The sequence below is a fragment of the Plantactinospora solaniradicis genome (genome assembly GCF_042658085.1).
Lineage (GTDB): Bacteria > Actinomycetota > Actinomycetes > Mycobacteriales > Micromonosporaceae > Plantactinospora > Plantactinospora solaniradicis.
This window is the reverse complement of record NZ_JBHSPR010000018.1, coordinates 164,518-179,442: the sequence shown is the minus strand read 5'-3', so window position 1 is coordinate 179,442 and position 14,925 is coordinate 164,518. Positions and strand designations below refer to the sequence as shown.

Sequence of the window (14,925 nt, the reverse complement as noted above, 5' to 3'; positions counted from 1 at the left end):
GGCCGGGGTGCGTCAGGGCTGGTGCTGGCCGCCCTGCCGAGGCACGGACACCGCCGGAATCGCACCCGAGAACAGCAGCGGGGCGAGGGTGTCACGGAGACGACGGGCAGTGGCGCTGATCCGCCGGTGTACGTCCACCTGATCGTCGACCGCTGCCAGAACCTCGCCGATCGACTCCTGAACCGCGAGCGGTGGGAGGACGACCGGCAGCTCGTTCAGTAGCCGGACGGGGATCGAGGGGATCACCGTGCCCGTGCCATGCCGGACGATCCAGTCTTGCACCGGAGGCAGGGCCAGGTAATAGGCGAGAAAGCCGGGTCGTACTGCGTCGGTGGGCCGCAGCCGTAGCAGGCTGGTGCCGTAGATCCAACCCTCATGGCCCGCACCGACCAGCGCGTGTTTGCCGAGTTCTCCCGCGCGTACGCAGAGGATGTCGCCCGCCCGGAGCGCATATCGGGTCAACGCGCTGGCCTGGTCGGCCCCGACGAAGGTCGGCCGCTCGTCGTCGATCCGGCCGTCCTGCAGGTGTCGCGGCAGCACCAACCGAATGCCGTCCGCCGTCCGTTCCCCGGTCCGGAGGGCGGCTCCGGAAGGCCCGGCCTGTAGCTCGGCCACGTCGGACAACGGGACCTCTCGCCAATCAGCGGGTATCTCGCCGATCAACGGCTTCATCCGGTGATCTCCGCGATCAGGGCTGCGACCCGGGAATCCACCTCGCTGGCGCGGGCGACGAGTCGGTGCAGGTCGGTGGCGGCGTTCGCCAGGTCCGACCGGGCATCGGTAGCCTTCGGCTCCTGCTGGGGCACGGCGACGTACGTCGACGGGTGCAGTAGGTAGCCCTGGCGGCGGATCTCCGTGAGCGGCACCGAGGCGGCGACCGCGCCGTGTCGACGAACCGGCTCGGCTGTCCGCCGTCCGTCCCGCCAATCCCGGTAGATCTCCGAAATACCGCTGATGTCCTCGTCCGTCAGGCTACGAAGCGTCCGGGAGGCCATCGTGCCCATCTCGCTGGCGTCGATGAGAAGAATCTCGTCAAGGCGTTCGGCGGGATGTTTCAAAATCCACATCGTCACCGGAATTCCGGTGCTGGAGAAGAGTCGGGCTGGAAGCGCGATAAGGCACTCGACGACGCTGTCCTCCACCATCGCAGCCCGGATGTCTTGTTCCCGTCCGTTGGCGGAAACGGCAGCGTTGTTCGCCATCAGGACCGCACCGCGCCCCCCGACGTCGAGGGCGGAGGCAACGTGTTGAAGCCAGGCGAAGTTGGCGTTCCGCTTCGGCGGCGAACCGTACGGCCAATGACGGTCTCCGAGGTCCGGATCGTGGTTCAGGTACATGTTGAACGGCGGATTGGTGAAGACCAGGTCGAAGCGGCGACGGGTGTCGGAAGACGTGGGTCCGTCGACCGGGTTCGTAGTTTCCAGCCGAGCGTCGACTCCGTGCAGCGCGAGGTTCATCGCCGCGATCCCGAGAATCTCCGGATCCGGGTTGGTTCCGTAGATCTCCACGCCATCTGGCTTGTCGGGGTCACTCGCCAGGCGTGTGACCACCTCCTCGAGAAACCCTCCAGCACGGCAGTACGGATCGTAGATGCGGTTGGCCGAACCGGTCGCCGAGAGCAGGTGGACGCCGAGCCGCACGACCGGTCGTGGAGTGAAAAACTGATGGCCCTTCTGCCCCTCGCCCATTGCCCATTGGTTGAGGATCAGGTCGAAGACGCCTGCCGCAGCCGATCGCCCAGGTGTCTTCCGGTCCGCGGCGTCCGCCGCGAGCGCACCGTCCACGGTCAGGATGAGTTGACTGAGCGCCTGCCGCGCCGTTGGGGTGTCCCGCAGGGAGTACAGCCAGCGGTGCGGATTCCGGTCGCCGTCCGCCGACGGCAGAAGCATGTGGGCCACGAGGGGCATCAGGGCGGAGTGACCGTTCGGATCCTGGGCCGCGGCGGCGAGCCCGGCCCAGTCCTCGGGCTGGCGGACCCGCCGGTGGATGAGGGTGAGGAGCAGATTGACGCGATCCTCGGCGGAGAGCACACCACGGAGGATCCCGTCCATGGCAGCCCACAGCTTTCGCGTGATCTCAGGCGGCGGGTCGGGCCTCGGAGGATCCTCTGCCGTTTCCGCCGTGAGGTTCCGGAGAAATCGATCGCCATATGAGATTCCGGGAGTCTCTTTGGGTTCCAGGGCGTTCGCCGGAATTCTTCTGTGGGAGAGCCACACCGCGATCTCGTCCGCCCGGAACCTGTCCACGCCGTCCGTCTGCACCGGCTCGGGAAAGTCGCCGTGCCGGCGTTCCCAGTTGCTCACCGCTGGACGTCGTACCCCGGCCAGCCGGGCAAGGTCGGCTCGCGAAACCAGGAATCGCTCGTTCTGGCCCACTGTCGTCCCCCCGGCTAGAACCGCGGGTGTCGTCGTCCGGCGCACGCGTCGGCGCGCTGGCGCAACACCGTGGGCACCCGGTCCATCGCGGCCACCTCCTTGGCGGCTACCGCGTCCACGTAGTTCAACAGCCGGTAGAGCTTGGTGTGGTCGGCGAGGAGATCCCGGTGGTGGATGGGCTCGTAATGCATGATCCGGTTGCGTAGCAGCCGCATCGACTCGAAGTTGTCGTGCAGCAGCGCCCGGCGGCCAGAGTAGTGCGGGAAGGCGCGGTGCAGGGTCGGCACCCAGAGGTGACGGTCGTAGCTGGAGCCCCGGCTGTTGCTGAGCAGGGAGACCCAGAACCCGAAGGACAACTGGGCGACGATGTCGTCGGACGTGATCTGCCGTACGGGGGATCGGCGCAGGAACTTGGCCTCCGCCTCGCCGACGAGACGCCTGCCCACGGCGTTGAGTGGCGCGGCCGTCCACCAGTCCGCCCGGCCGAACCTGGAGTGCAACTGTTGGTGCAGGGCGTTGCGCAGGGTCACCTCGAGACAGTGCAGGGGTCCCAGGAACGCGGCCGAGACCTCGCTGTTCCACCAGTACAGCCGTTCCGCGGTCGCCGGATCGCCGCCGCACGCCGCGAGGTACGGCGCCAGGCGTGCCGGGGAGAAAGCCCGACGCATCCACGGCGGTAGGTCCGTGGTCATCTCGCTCCTCTCCGGGCAGGCTGATCGGACCCTCGGATCTGCTATCGTTGCGGGGTAAGCCCCGGGTCCGCCTCTGCATCGCATGCCGCCCGGGGCACGGCTTTTTCTCAGCCTTGTTGCGCCCACTCAGCCCGAGGGGCTCGTTCCAGCCTTCTGCGAGCTTATCGCCCGGCTGTCCGGTTCAGCAAGCGTATCTGGCTACGAAAAATCTGTTAAGGCCCCGTCCGCACGAGGACGCTCCGAACGGGGGTGCGGCGATTCCGGGGCGGCGCAGTACGACAGGACACAGTGGCCGCCCCGCCACGGCCGGGTCGGGGCGGCCCGCCCGGAGTCACTGCACCGGGTCGTCGCCCAGCCGTTGCCGGTTCGCCTCGATCCAGGCGTCCAGTGCCTCCGGATCGTTGGGGTCGACGCCCTCGGCCATCAGCTGCGCCACGGCCGCCGTGGCCGGGCTGCGCCGCTCGCCGGTGGTGTAGAGGCGGACGAACTCCGGCACCATCTCCTCGACCGAACTGTCGGTCTGGGCGGCCGCCTCGCCCGGCAGGGCCCGCTGCCGGGCGGCGTACGCGGCCCAGCTCCGGACCACCCGGGGCAGCATCGCCGCGTCGTCCATGTCCAGCACCGCCCGCCGGTGCACCCAGTCGAGCAGGAAGAGGCCGGCGACCGCCGGACTCCAGCGCATCGGGTCCGCGTCGGGGAACGACGCCGAATGGTCCAGCACCAGGCTCAGACAGAAGTGCAGGGAGGCGAGATCCGCCTCGGCCACCTGGTGCAACCCGAACCTGGCCGCCTCCGGCGAGGCCAGGAAGGCGCGTACCAGCCGGTCGCGTTCGGCCGTGGAGAGCGGCTCGACGTCGTCACCGAGCACCGGGGGCGCCGGTGCCGGTAGCAGCGCCAGCCGGTGGCCGACCAGGGCGCGATCGGTGGCCAGCGAGCCCTCGTCGGGCAGGTCCCCCAACTCGTCGGTGATGTCCAGGTGCCGGGCGACCTCGCCGCGCAGTCGCGACGGGTCCTCCTCGCGGAACCAGGTCAGCTCGTCGTCGGCGCACATCTCCCGGACCTGTCCGAGGATCCGCTCGGCGGGACCACCGACGAAGACGTCCTTCGTGATCCCGATGTTGTGGTCCACCAGGGCCACCACCGCATGCTCGGGGCCGCCCGCCTCGCTGTCGTCGTAGGCGAAGGTGGCGAGGTACGAGGTCTGGTCGCCGTACACGTCGCCGTAGGCGTAGCTGCCGGTCAGGCGTACCTTGCCGAGTTGGCCGGACCAGGACGGCGCCTGGGTGCCGGGCTTGACCGAGGCGGCGCCGACGGCGTCCGGCACCAGCGCGGCGAAGACGGTCCGGATCGTGGTCGCGGCGGCGGTCCGGCGGCGCGACGTCGCGGAGAGAAAGTCGCTGACGAATTCCCGGACGGCGCTGCTGCGGTCTTCCTCCGCGATGGCATAGACACTGCCCAGAAGTGCCGTACCGAGCATCTCGGCGTCGAGCGCGCAGTCGAGCTTGGTCACGTCGCGAGCGGCGTGCAGCACGGCTTCAAAAGGGGTCCGAGGCGAGGCCATGGCTCGACACTACGCCCGCCAGCGGTGGTCGAGCACCAGCAGCGCGCCGGGACCGATCACCCCGAGCAGCAGCACGGTACGACTGGCGAGCAGATCGGCGCTGGTCAGAGTGCCACCGTGCGCCAGATGGAAGCCGAGATGCACGGTCGAGAAGAGCAGCAGGCCGCTCAGCACCACGGCGGTTACCCGTCGATCGTCCAGCCATGCGGCGGCCAGCAGCATGGCGCCCAGGGTGAGGAACGCCGCGCCGACATCGGTCATCAGGTGCGAATTGTACGGCGGATAGCCGGCCGTCCAGTTGAGTCCGAAACCGGGGAAGTTGTCGAAGAACCACCGGGGCGCCAGCACCGCCGGCACGCCCCACGAGAGGTGCAGGAGGCCGAGCAGGATCAGCCCGCCCCGGATCAGGACGGTCCGTCCCCGAGCGTTTCCTGTGCCCGCCTTCACCGGGACGAGGAGGCGACGGCCAGCGCGGACCTCGCCTCGGCGTACGACCGGAGCACCTCGCGGACCGGCACGATCACGTACCCCTGGGCGGCCTCGGCCACGGCGTCGTGCATCCGGCCCTCCGCCCGCCACCGGGCCCGGCGGGCCGCCCAGCGGATCACCGGCTTGACCAGCAGCGCCATCAGCACCCCGAGCAGCAGGCCGCCGAGCAGCAGCACCGTGGGCAACGGGGTCAGCCCGACCATCGGGTACTCCAGCCGGGGAAGGCCGAGTGCCCGGACCGCGTACCCGACGAGCAGCCAGGCCAGTCCCGCCGCCGCGGCGACGGTCACCAGCCACTGCATCGCGTTGACGATCTGCCACCAGACCGGTCGGCGGTCCATCCCGAGGTCGGTGGTGGCCACGGCCCGGTCCAGCGCGTCGGGAAGGTCGGCCATCCGGGACCGAGCGGCTGCGGTCACCGCCGTCGACCACGCGGCGGGCAGCCCCGTACCGGCCCGGTCGGCGACCGAGCGCACGGCCAGTCCGACGGCGGCGAGTTGCGCCGCGGTCGGCTCGGGCACCGAGGTCGCGCCCAGCGCCGGGCGGTTGCCGCCGAGGCCGTCCTCCAGCGCGGCGGCGCCGTCGGGGCCGTGTCCCGTCGCCCCGGTCAGGTGGAGCCGGCGCAACGGGTCGGGCCGCAGCCGCCGCCAGCCCCGGGCCAGCGGCCAACCGGTGGCGGCGACCGCCCGGTGCCGGTAGGCCTGCTCGGTCGCCTCGGCAACCGCCGGTACGCCCGCGGCGCCGGCGAGCGCGTCGATGAGCCGGCGCATCGTCGGCCGGTCGACGTCGGCGTCGACCCGAGCGGATCCGATCAGGTCCGAGAGCCCGTCGACCACCAGGTCCACGTCGGCGGAGAGCCGGCGCAGCGCCGCCTGCCGCTCGGCGACGGTCTGTTCCAGGGCCGACCGCAGCGGGGCCGTTCCGGCGTCGCGCAGGGCCGAGGTGGCGAGGACCGGAATTCCGGCGAGCTGGTCGGCGTCGAGCAGCCGGCGCAGATCGGCCAGTACCCGGGGCAACTCGGCTCCCGGCAGCCGGTCGGCCTGGTTGAGCACCACGACGGTGACGTCCCGGTGCCGGTGGAACTCGCGCAGGTAGCTGCGGTGCAGCACCCGGTCGGCGTACTTCTGCGGGTCGACGACCCAGACCACCAGGTCGACCAGGCCGAGCAGCCGGTCGACCTCGGAGCGGTGCGACCGCTCCACCGAGTCGAAGTCGGGCAGGTCGAGCAGGACCAGGCCGTGCAGGGCCGCCTCGTCCGTCCCGTCCAGCGCGCTCTCCCGGACGAACCGGTGCCGTGGCAGCACCCCGACCCAGTCGAGCAGCCTCGTCGCGCCGTCCAGCGGACCCCACACGCAGGCGTGGGTGACTCCGGTCGTGGGCCGTCGCACTCCGACCGGGGACATCTCGAACCGGGCCAGCGAGTTGAACAGACTGGACTTGCCGCTGCCGGTGGCGCCGGCCAGCGCCACCACGGTGTGGGCCCCGGAGAGTGCGAGCCGGGTGCCGGCCCGTTCGACGAGCGTGTGCGCCGGGACCAGCCGGTCGTCGGGCAGTTGGCCGTCGACGACGGTGATGAACCGGTCGATCGCGGTCAGCCGTTCGACCAGCCGGTCGGGGTCGATCCGCTGGTCGCTGCGGAACGCGTTCCGTACCCGGCCCAGGATGTCGGTCATCGGATCGCCTCCGGTCCGGTGGCTCCGGTCGCTCCGGGATCCTCGTCGGACGTGGCGTGGGCGCGGGCGGCGTCGAGCGTCCGGCCCGCCTCGCGTAGCCGGTCGCCGGGGCCGGCGTCGACTCCGGCCGTGGCGGTCCGGGTCAGGTAGCGCGCGGCCTCCTGGTCGAGCAGCTGGTCGACCAGGAGCAGCAGTTCGGACCTGGCCCGGGTGGCCAGGGTACGGATCGCCTGGTCACCGAAGATCGCTTCGAGGACCTTCTGCGCCGCGACGGTGGTGCCGCCGGCCGCCGCGACCTCCAGGCCGGTCGGGATGAAGGCGGTCGAGGCGAAGACCGCGATCATGACCGCCAGGCCGGTGGCGTTGACCGCGTACGCCGCGCTGCGCGCCACGAAGCGCTTGTCGCCGCCCTGGCTGCGGACCAGTTCCAGGACGCCCCGCTGCCAGTCTCGGACCAGCCGCTCGGCGCGTTCCGGCAGGTCGTCGGCGGGGCGGGCCAACTCGGGGGTGAGCAGCGCGGCGCCTGCCGGATGTGCCTGCCAGGCCGCGTAACTCTGCTCGGCGGCGACCGCGAGGGTCTCCCGCAGCAGGGTGACCAGTTGGGACTCGATCGCGGTCCGAAGCTGGGCGTTCGGGGCGGGACGGCCGGTCACCGCCGCGACGAGCCGGTCGCGCAGCCGGCCGACCCGGGCCTCGAGGGTCCGGAACAGCTCGCCGGTGCCGACGAACTCCTGCCAGCGGGCCAGCACCTCGCCGCGGAGCAGCCGGCCGTCCCGCAGACTCTGCTCCACGGAATGGCGGGCGGCCCGGTAGGCGGCGTGGACCCGAAGGTCCAGGGCCTGCGCGGCGGCGGCCTGCTGGTCGGCGGCGGCGGCCAGGCTCTCGACCGCCGGCACGAGTGCGCTGACGGCACCGTCCAGGGTCTGCCGGATGACTGACGCGCGGGCCTCCGAGTCGGCGGCGAGTCGGGCGAACCAGGACCGCAGCGGTTCGGTGAGCCGGCCCGGAAGCAGCCCCTGCCCGTCGACCACCGTTTCGGGCAGTACGAACAGCGGCGCGGCGGCCAGCCCCTGCGCGGCCAGCATCTCCGAGAGGTGGGCGGTCACCTCGTCGGTCGCCGCCGGTGGCACCCGGTCGAGGACCAGTGCGATCACCGTGCCGCGCAGTTTTGCGGTACGGAGCAGTTCCCAGGGCACCGCGTCGGCGTACCGGGCCGCGGTCGTGACGAAGAGCCACAGGTCGGCGGCGGCGAGCAGTTGCGCGGCGAGGGCCCGGTTGGCGTCGACCACCGAGTCGATGTCGGGCGCGTCCAGGAAGGCCAGCCCGGCCGGCAGGGCCGGCGCGGCGACCAGTTGCAGCGTGTCCGGGCGGTCGCCGGGTTCGGTGGTCCGGGTGAGGCCGGGCAGCAGGTCACCCTGTCGGAACCAGGCCGAATCGGCCGGCCCGCAGACGAGTACCGGCGAGCGGGTCGTCGGCCGGAGCACGCCGACCGCACTCACCCGGGCCTGGACCAGGCTGTTGACCAAGGTCGACTTGCCGGCCCCGGTCGAGCCGCCGACGACCACCAGCAGCGGTGCGTCCAGCCGGGCGAGGCGCGGCAGCAGGTAGTCGTCGAGTTGCGCCACGAGCGCGGCGGCGAGGTGTCGCGCCTCGTCCGCGCCCGGCAGCGTCAGCGGATAGGCCGTCGTGTCGATCACGGTACGCAGCCGGCCCAGCACCTCGCGTAGATCCGGTTCGGCGGTCCCGCCGGCCGGCTCGGTGTCGGTCGACCGCCGTGGTCGGGAGGCAGCCGGTGCCGGTGCGGCGGAGGGCGTCGGAGTGCTCCCGGCCGCGTCGGCGTCCGGAGCACCGGCGCCCGGCGGCTGGGAGGGAGTATCGACCGTATCGAAACGAATGTCAGTGATGGGGGTTTTTGGTCCGACCATGGGCGTGCCGAGGCCGGTGGCCGGATCGCCGTGGGTCGTCACGGGTAAAGACTGCCCGATCCCTGCAACACAGACAACAGGCACGGTTGCTTACGGATCAGCGCGTTGCCGGCCGCGGGGCGGACGCCGGGGCGTTCCGGGCCGCTATGACCCTCTTCGATGCCCGTCCGACGGCTGGCCGGAGCCGGTGGGGAGGCCGATCGGGGGGTTGCGTCCATGTGACTCAAGTCCGACTTTGACGCAGCCGGAGATCATGGCACTATTGAGCCCGGTCCACTCAACTTGCGGTGGGTGCGCTGCGGGCGGCGCCCGTCACCTGCCTTGTAACGAAGCGAGGAAGCGAAGATGGCACGTGCGGTCGGAATCGACCTCGGCACGACGAACTCCTGCGTCAGCGTTCTCGAAGGCGGTGAGCCCACCGTCATCGCGAACGCCGAGGGCTCGCGGACGACTCCTTCGATCGTCGCGTTCGCCCGTAACGGCGAGGTGCTCGTCGGTGAGGTCGCCAAGCGTCAGGCGGTGACCAACCCGGACCGGACCATCCGGTCGGTCAAGCGGGAAATGGGCACCAACTGGTCCGTTGACATCGACGGAAAGAAGTACACCTCGCAGGAGATCTCCGCGCGGACGCTGATGAAGCTCAAGCGGGACGCCGAGGCGTACCTGGGTGAGCGGATCACGGACGCGGTGATCACGGTGCCTGCGTACTTCAGTGACGCCCAGCGGACCGCCACCAAGGAGGCCGGGGAGATCGCCGGCTTCAACGTGCTGCGGATCGTCAACGAGCCGACCGCGGCGGCGCTCGCCTACGGTCTGGACAAGGGCTCGAAGGAGCAGACCGTCCTGGTCTTCGACCTGGGCGGCGGCACCTTCGACGTGTCGCTGCTGGAGCTGGCCGAGGGGGTCATCGAGGTCAAGTCGACCAGCGGTGACAACCACCTGGGCGGCGACGACTGGGACGAGCGGATCATCGAGCACCTGGTGAAGACCTTCCGGGGCCAGCACGGTGTCGACCTGTCCCAGGACAAGATGGCGATGCAGCGGCTCCGCGAGGCGGCCGAGAAGGCCAAGATCGAGCTCTCCGCCGCCACCACCACCAGCATCAACCTGCCGTACATCACCGCCGGCCCGAGCGGGTCCGACGGTGCTCCCTCGGCTCCGCTGCACCTCGACGTGACGCTCAGCCGGGCCGAGTTCCAGCGGATGACGCAGGACCTCCTGGACCGCTGCAAGGGCCCGTTCGAGCAGGCCATCAAGGACGCCAGCATCAAGATCAGCGAGGTCGACCACGTGATCCTGGTCGGCGGCTCGACCCGGATGCCGGCCGTCTCCGAGCTGGTCAAGCAGCTCACCGGCCGGGAGCCCAACAAGGGCGTGAACCCCGACGAGGTCGTCGCGGTCGGCGCCGCGTTGCAGGCCGGTGTCCTCAAGGGCGAGGTCAAGGACGTCCTGCTGCTCGACGTGACGCCGCTGAGCCTGGGCATCGAGACCAAGGGCGGCATCTTCCACAAGCTGGTCGAGCGGAACACCACCATCCCGACCAAGCGGTCCGAGGTCTACACGACCGCCGACGACAACCAGCCGTCGGTGCTGATCCAGGTCTTCCAGGGCGAGCGCGACATGGCCGCGTACAACAAGAAGCTCGGCACCTTCGAGCTGACCGGCATCGCGCCGGCCCCGCGCGGCGTACCGCAGATCGAGGTCACCTTCGACATCGACGCCAACGGCATCGTGCACGTCGGCGCGAAGGACCTCGGTACCGGCAAGGAGCAGTCGATGACGATCACCGGCGGCTCGGCGCTGCCGAAGGACGACATCGAGCGGATGATGCGGGACGCCCAGGACCACGCCGACGAGGACAAGCGGCGGCGGGAAGAGGCCGAGATCCGCAACCAGGCCGAGCAGCTCCAGTGGCAGACCGAGAAGTTCCTGGCCGAGAGCGGTGACAAGCTGCCGGCCGAGTCCCGGGACAAGATCGGCGAGGCGCTGGGCGACCTGCGCTCCGCGCTCGGCGGAACCGACCTGGAGAACGTCAAGTCGGCGCACGAGCGGCTGGCCAAGGTCTCCCAGGAGGCCGGCACGCTGCTGTACGCGGCGCAGGGCGAGCAGGCGCAGGCCGGTGCCGGGGCGGGCGCCACGGACGGTGGGCCGACCGGTGCCAAGGCCGGCGACGACGACGTGGTGGATGCGGAGATCGTCGACGAGGACGACAAGAAGTGACCCGTCACCTCCGCAGTCACGTTGCCCGTAAGCAAGACGGATCGAGGTAGTCGTATGACGGACAAGCCACGAGCCGTCGATCCGGACACCGTCGGATCGACGCCGGGTGGCTCCGCGCCCGGCCGGGCCGAGAGCACGGCCGGCGAGGGCATCGTCATCCGGGACAAGCGGAAGATCAATATGACCGGGGACAAGGTCAGCCAGGGCCGGCACGCCCAACCCGACGGGGCCGGCGAGACGGACGCGGCCGGCACGCCGGCCGACGGTGCCCCGACGGCGGTGAAGGATCCGAACCCGGATCCCGAGCCGCCGGCGGGCGCCGAGGCGCCGACCGTGGCCACCGGGGAGGTCGACGACACCGAGTCGAGCGGCGCCGCCGGCACGGTCGACGACGCGAAGTCGATCGACGGTACGCCGGACGTGCCGGACTCGGCGGCAGTGACCGACCAGGGCGACGTGACGGACGAACCCGACGCCGCAGCGGACGAGCCCGCGCCGGCCACTCCGGTGGTGGACGACGCCGAACTCGCCGAGGTGCTGGAGGCGGAGAAGCCGTCCGGCACCGAGGGCCCGGTGGTGGACGCTCCGGCCACACCGGTCGGTGGCGGCGCCCCGGAGGTCGACGGCCCCGGCCCGCTGGGTGCCGAGTTGGCGGCCCTACGCGCCGAACTGGACGAGCGGACCAGGGACCTCCAGCGGGTGACGGCGGAGTACTCCAACTACCGCAAGCGGGTGGACCGGGACCGGGGACTCGTGGCGGAGCAGGCAACCGGGGCGGTGCTCGTCGCCCTGCTGCCCGTACTCGACGACCTGGACCGGGCCCGGGAGCACGGCGACCTGGTCGGGCCCTTCGGCACGGTGGCCGAGCAGTTGAACGCCACGCTGGGCAAGTTCGGGCTGACTCCGTTCGGCGAGAAGGGCGACCCCTTCGACCCGAACCGGCACGAGGCGGTCGCGCACCGGACCTCCGCCGAGGTCACCGAGTCGACCTGCGTCGAGGTGATGCGCCGGGGCTACCAGCTCGGCGACCGGGTGTTGCGGGCCGCGCTGGTGGCGGTTGCCGATCCAGAGTCGGAGTGAATGGCCGCGAGCGAGGGTGATCCGGTTTTGCGTGGTCGAGGTACCGCCCGTCCGGGGTTCGGGTTCGTAGAACCGGGTACGGGCGGCGCCTCGACCACGTCACAGGGAAAGGGGGTGGACGATCGATGAGTTCCAAGGACTGGCTGGAGAAGGACTTCTACGCCGTGCTGGGGGTGGACAAGTCCGCCTCCGCAGACGAGATCAAGAAGGCCTACCGGAAGCTGGCCAGAGAGTCGCATCCCGACCACAACCCGGGTGACGTGCAGGCCGAGGAACGGTTCAAGACCGCCTCGGAGGCGTACGACGTACTCGCCGACGCGCGCAAGCGCAAGGAGTACGACGAGATGCGCTCGCTCTTCGGCTCGGGCGCGTTCCGGCGGAACGCCAGGGCCGGTGGGCAGCCCGGGGGCTACCCGTTCGACGTCTCCGACCTGTTCGGCGGGGCGGGTCAGCCGGGCGGCGCCGGTGGTGACCGCCGGTTCGGCGGTGCCGGATTCTCCGACCTGTTCAGCTCGATCTTCTCCGGCGGCAGTGGTCCGGCCCGGGGCCGTGGTCCGGCCCGGGGGCGGGACGTCGAGGCCGAGGTGGTGCTGGACTTCGACGACGCGGTACGCGGCGTGACGGTGCCGCTGACGCTGCGCGCTCCCGGCGTCTGCGACACCTGCCACGGCGACGGGGCCAAGCCGGGTACGTTGCCCCGGACCTGCCCGCAGTGTCACGGGGCCGGTGTGGTCACCCGGAACCAGGGGTCGTTCAGCTTCTCCGAGCCGTGCCGGGAGTGCCAGGGCGTCGGCACGATCGTCGACGAGAAGTGCCCGGAGTGCCGGGGCACCGGCGGGGTGACCAAGTCGCGCACCCTCAACGTGCGGTTCCCGGCCGGGGTCGCGGACGGCCAGCGGATCCGGCTCGCCGGGCGCGGGGAGCCCGGTGACCGGGGCGGTCCGGCCGGCGACCTGTACGTGCTGGTGAAGGTGCGCAACGACGAGCTGTTCGGGCGCAGTGGCGACGACCTGACGCTGACCGTGCCGATCACCATCGCCGAGGCCGTGCTCGGCACCGATCTGCGGGTGCCCACCCTGGACGCCCCGGTCACGCTGCGGGTGCCGCCCGGTACGCCGAGCGGTCGTACCCTGCGGGCCCGGGGGCGGGGTGTGGCCCGGCGCGACGGCCAGGCCGGTGACCTGCTGGTGACCGTGGAGATCGTGGTACCCGAGCAGCTTTCCGCCGAGGCGCGTGAGGCGCTGGAGGCGTTCGCCGCACAGACGCCCCCGGCGGGACGGGAACATCTGGACGCCCGGGTGCGTCGTTTCAACTGACCGGTCAACGCGGAGGTGATCAAGGTGGCTGATGAGTACGTCGTCGTCTCGATCGAGCAGGCGTCCGACGCCAAGGTTTTGATGATCTCGGTGGCGGCCCGGATGGCCGGGATGCATCCGCAGACCCTTCGGCAGTACGACCGGATGGGCCTGGTCCAGCCCGGCCGCGCGCCCGGGGGCGGACGCCGGTACAGCGCCCGGGACGTCGCGCTGCTGCGCGAGGTGCAGCGACTCAGCCAGGACGACGGGGTCAACCTGGCCGGGATCAAGCGGATCATCGTTCTGGAGCAGCTCGTCGACGAACTCCAGCAGCGGGTGGCGCAGCTGCAGGCGGAGCTGGACGCGGCGTACCGGCGGGTGGCGGAGTTGGAGGCGCTCGGTGGGCTGCCCCGCCGCGACCTGGTCCCCACCACGCGGGCCTCGACCGCGCTGGTGGTCTGGCGCCCACGCCGGTCCGGTCCCTCGGCCTGACCGGGCCCACTCGGGCGCCATTACCCGAAAGCTTTCGAAAGCGGCGCTTCCGTGGATCTAGTAATCCCATCCGGCGGCGCTGGGAAATGATTACCTCGAACGCGCAGGATTCATTACCCCGGCAATCGGCGTGAGGGTCGATCGTACGTATTGGCGACGTCAAACCGTTGATCTGATCGCCACCGCGTTCCACCGCATGCCGACGCGTTCATGAGACGCACCGTCGATCCGGTCCGACCCCCGACCGGTTCGACCATGCTGGCCGACGAGCCTAATGAATCATGATGTCCGACCCGGCGTGGCCTGTGTGCCCGTCGGGCGCTGGTTAATGGATCAGATCCAGAATCATCCGACCGGCGCGGGAGTGAAGATTTCATGAAGATTAATTAATTGACGTCAATCAATGTAATGACTATGGTGAGCGGCGGGCGCGACCGCATCGCGACGACCGGAAGGAACTAGTATGTCCAACGTGATGGCTGTCGGCGGCGTACTCGCGGCGGCACTGTTTGCCTCGACGGTAACTACCGAGCCCCTGGCGGCCCCCGCTGAGCGGATCACCATCAGCGTGGAGACCGTCAACGGCTCGGGCTGCTCGGCGGGGACGGCCAGGGTGAGCACCGCAGCGGACGATACGTCCTTCACGGTCACCTACAGCGACTACTACGTCCTGGCAGGCGACGGGGCGAGGCCGACCGAATCCCGGAAGAATTGCCAGCTCAGCCTTCGGGTGCAGATCCCTCAGGGCCTCACGTTCGCGGTGGCCCAGGTGGACCTGCAGGGCTTTGCGCACCTCCAGCCGGGAGCCACCGGCTCGCAGCACTCGCACTACTACTTGATGGGCACCTCGCCGACCGCGCAGACGAGCCACGAGTTCAAGGGGCCGTACAGCGACCACTGGCGCACGTCCGACCGCGCCGCGGCCCTGGTCTACGCGCCGTGTGGCGAGGAGCGCAATCTCAACGTCAACACCGAACTGCGGGTGGATGGCGGCGGTTCTGGCAACGGCACGAGCTTCATGGCGATGGACACGACCCGCGGCAGTGTGCGCAGCGTGTACCACCTCAGTTGGAGAGACTGCTGATCGCGCTGCCGCAGGCGTCTCTTGACCGCGGTTTGAGGG

12 protein-coding genes are annotated in these 14,925 nt (G+C 70.7%); 5 read left to right on the top strand and 7 right to left on the bottom strand.

Features of this window, described 5'->3' with window-relative positions; translation table 11 throughout:
- Positions 1–12 precede the first annotated feature (12 nt).
- From ACFP2T_RS22530 to ACFP2T_RS22500, 7 genes are all read right to left on the bottom strand, one after another.
- Positions 13–672: a restriction endonuclease subunit S gene (locus ACFP2T_RS22530; protein ID WP_377424736.1), complete on the bottom strand. Its 660-nt coding sequence runs from the start codon at positions 670–672 to the stop codon at positions 13–15.
- Positions 669–2,051: an N-6 DNA methylase gene (locus ACFP2T_RS22525; RefSeq protein WP_377424735.1), complete on the bottom strand. Its 1,383-nt coding sequence runs from the start codon at positions 2,049–2,051 to the stop codon at positions 669–671. The genes ACFP2T_RS22530 and ACFP2T_RS22525 overlap by 4 nt, the downstream gene beginning before the upstream one ends.
- A 338-nt stretch (positions 2,052–2,389) precedes the next feature.
- Positions 2,390–3,067 carry a hypothetical protein gene (locus ACFP2T_RS22520; protein WP_377424734.1) on the bottom strand — a complete coding sequence of 226 codons (678 nt, stop codon included), beginning with the start codon at positions 3,065–3,067 and terminating at the stop codon, positions 2,390–2,392.
- Positions 3,068–3,398: 331 nt separating this feature from the next.
- On the bottom strand, positions 3,399–4,628 hold the full coding sequence (locus ACFP2T_RS22515) for a hypothetical protein (RefSeq protein ID WP_377424733.1): 1,230 nt from the start codon (positions 4,626–4,628) through the stop codon (positions 3,399–3,401).
- 9 nt (positions 4,629–4,637) lie between these two features.
- Entirely contained in the window at positions 4,638–5,075 is a 438-nt protein-coding gene (locus tag ACFP2T_RS22510) for a hypothetical protein (protein WP_377424731.1), read from the bottom strand.
- Entirely contained in the window at positions 5,072–6,790 is a 1,719-nt protein-coding gene (locus ACFP2T_RS22505; RefSeq protein ID WP_377424730.1) for a GTPase, read from the bottom strand. Before ACFP2T_RS22505 ends, ACFP2T_RS22510 begins: the two co-directional genes overlap by 4 nt.
- Positions 6,787–8,715 (bottom strand): GTPase domain-containing protein, encoded by a 1,929-nt coding sequence (locus ACFP2T_RS22500; RefSeq protein WP_377425191.1) that lies wholly within the window; start codon positions 8,713–8,715, stop codon positions 6,787–6,789. Before ACFP2T_RS22500 ends, ACFP2T_RS22505 begins: the two co-directional genes overlap by 4 nt.
- A gap of 345 nt (positions 8,716–9,060) precedes the next feature.
- Between ACFP2T_RS22500 and dnaK the strand changes: the two genes are divergently transcribed.
- From dnaK to ACFP2T_RS22475, 5 genes are all read left to right on the top strand, one after another.
- Complete coding sequence (gene dnaK, locus ACFP2T_RS22495) at positions 9,061–10,935, top strand: molecular chaperone DnaK (protein WP_377424729.1); 1,875 nt, start codon at positions 9,061–9,063, stop codon at positions 10,933–10,935.
- Positions 10,936–10,989: 54 nt separating this feature from the next.
- Positions 10,990–12,015 carry a nucleotide exchange factor GrpE gene (gene grpE, locus ACFP2T_RS22490; protein ID WP_377424728.1) on the top strand — a complete coding sequence of 342 codons (1,026 nt, stop codon included), beginning with the start codon at positions 10,990–10,992 and terminating at the stop codon, positions 12,013–12,015.
- 125 nt (positions 12,016–12,140) lie between these two features.
- The gene (gene dnaJ, locus ACFP2T_RS22485) at positions 12,141–13,331 is read left to right on the top strand and encodes a molecular chaperone DnaJ (protein ID WP_377424726.1); all 1,191 of its coding nucleotides are present in this window, start codon (positions 12,141–12,143) and stop codon (positions 13,329–13,331) included.
- A gap of 24 nt (positions 13,332–13,355) precedes the next feature.
- A complete protein-coding gene (locus ACFP2T_RS22480) occupies positions 13,356–13,802 on the top strand; it encodes a heat shock protein transcriptional repressor HspR (RefSeq protein ID WP_377424725.1) in 447 nt (148 codons plus the stop codon).
- 463 nt (positions 13,803–14,265) lie between these two features.
- Positions 14,266–14,886, top strand: coding sequence for a DUF4360 domain-containing protein (locus ACFP2T_RS22475; RefSeq protein WP_377424724.1), 621 nt, complete (start codon positions 14,266–14,268; stop codon positions 14,884–14,886).
- Positions 14,887–14,925 lie beyond the last annotated feature (39 nt).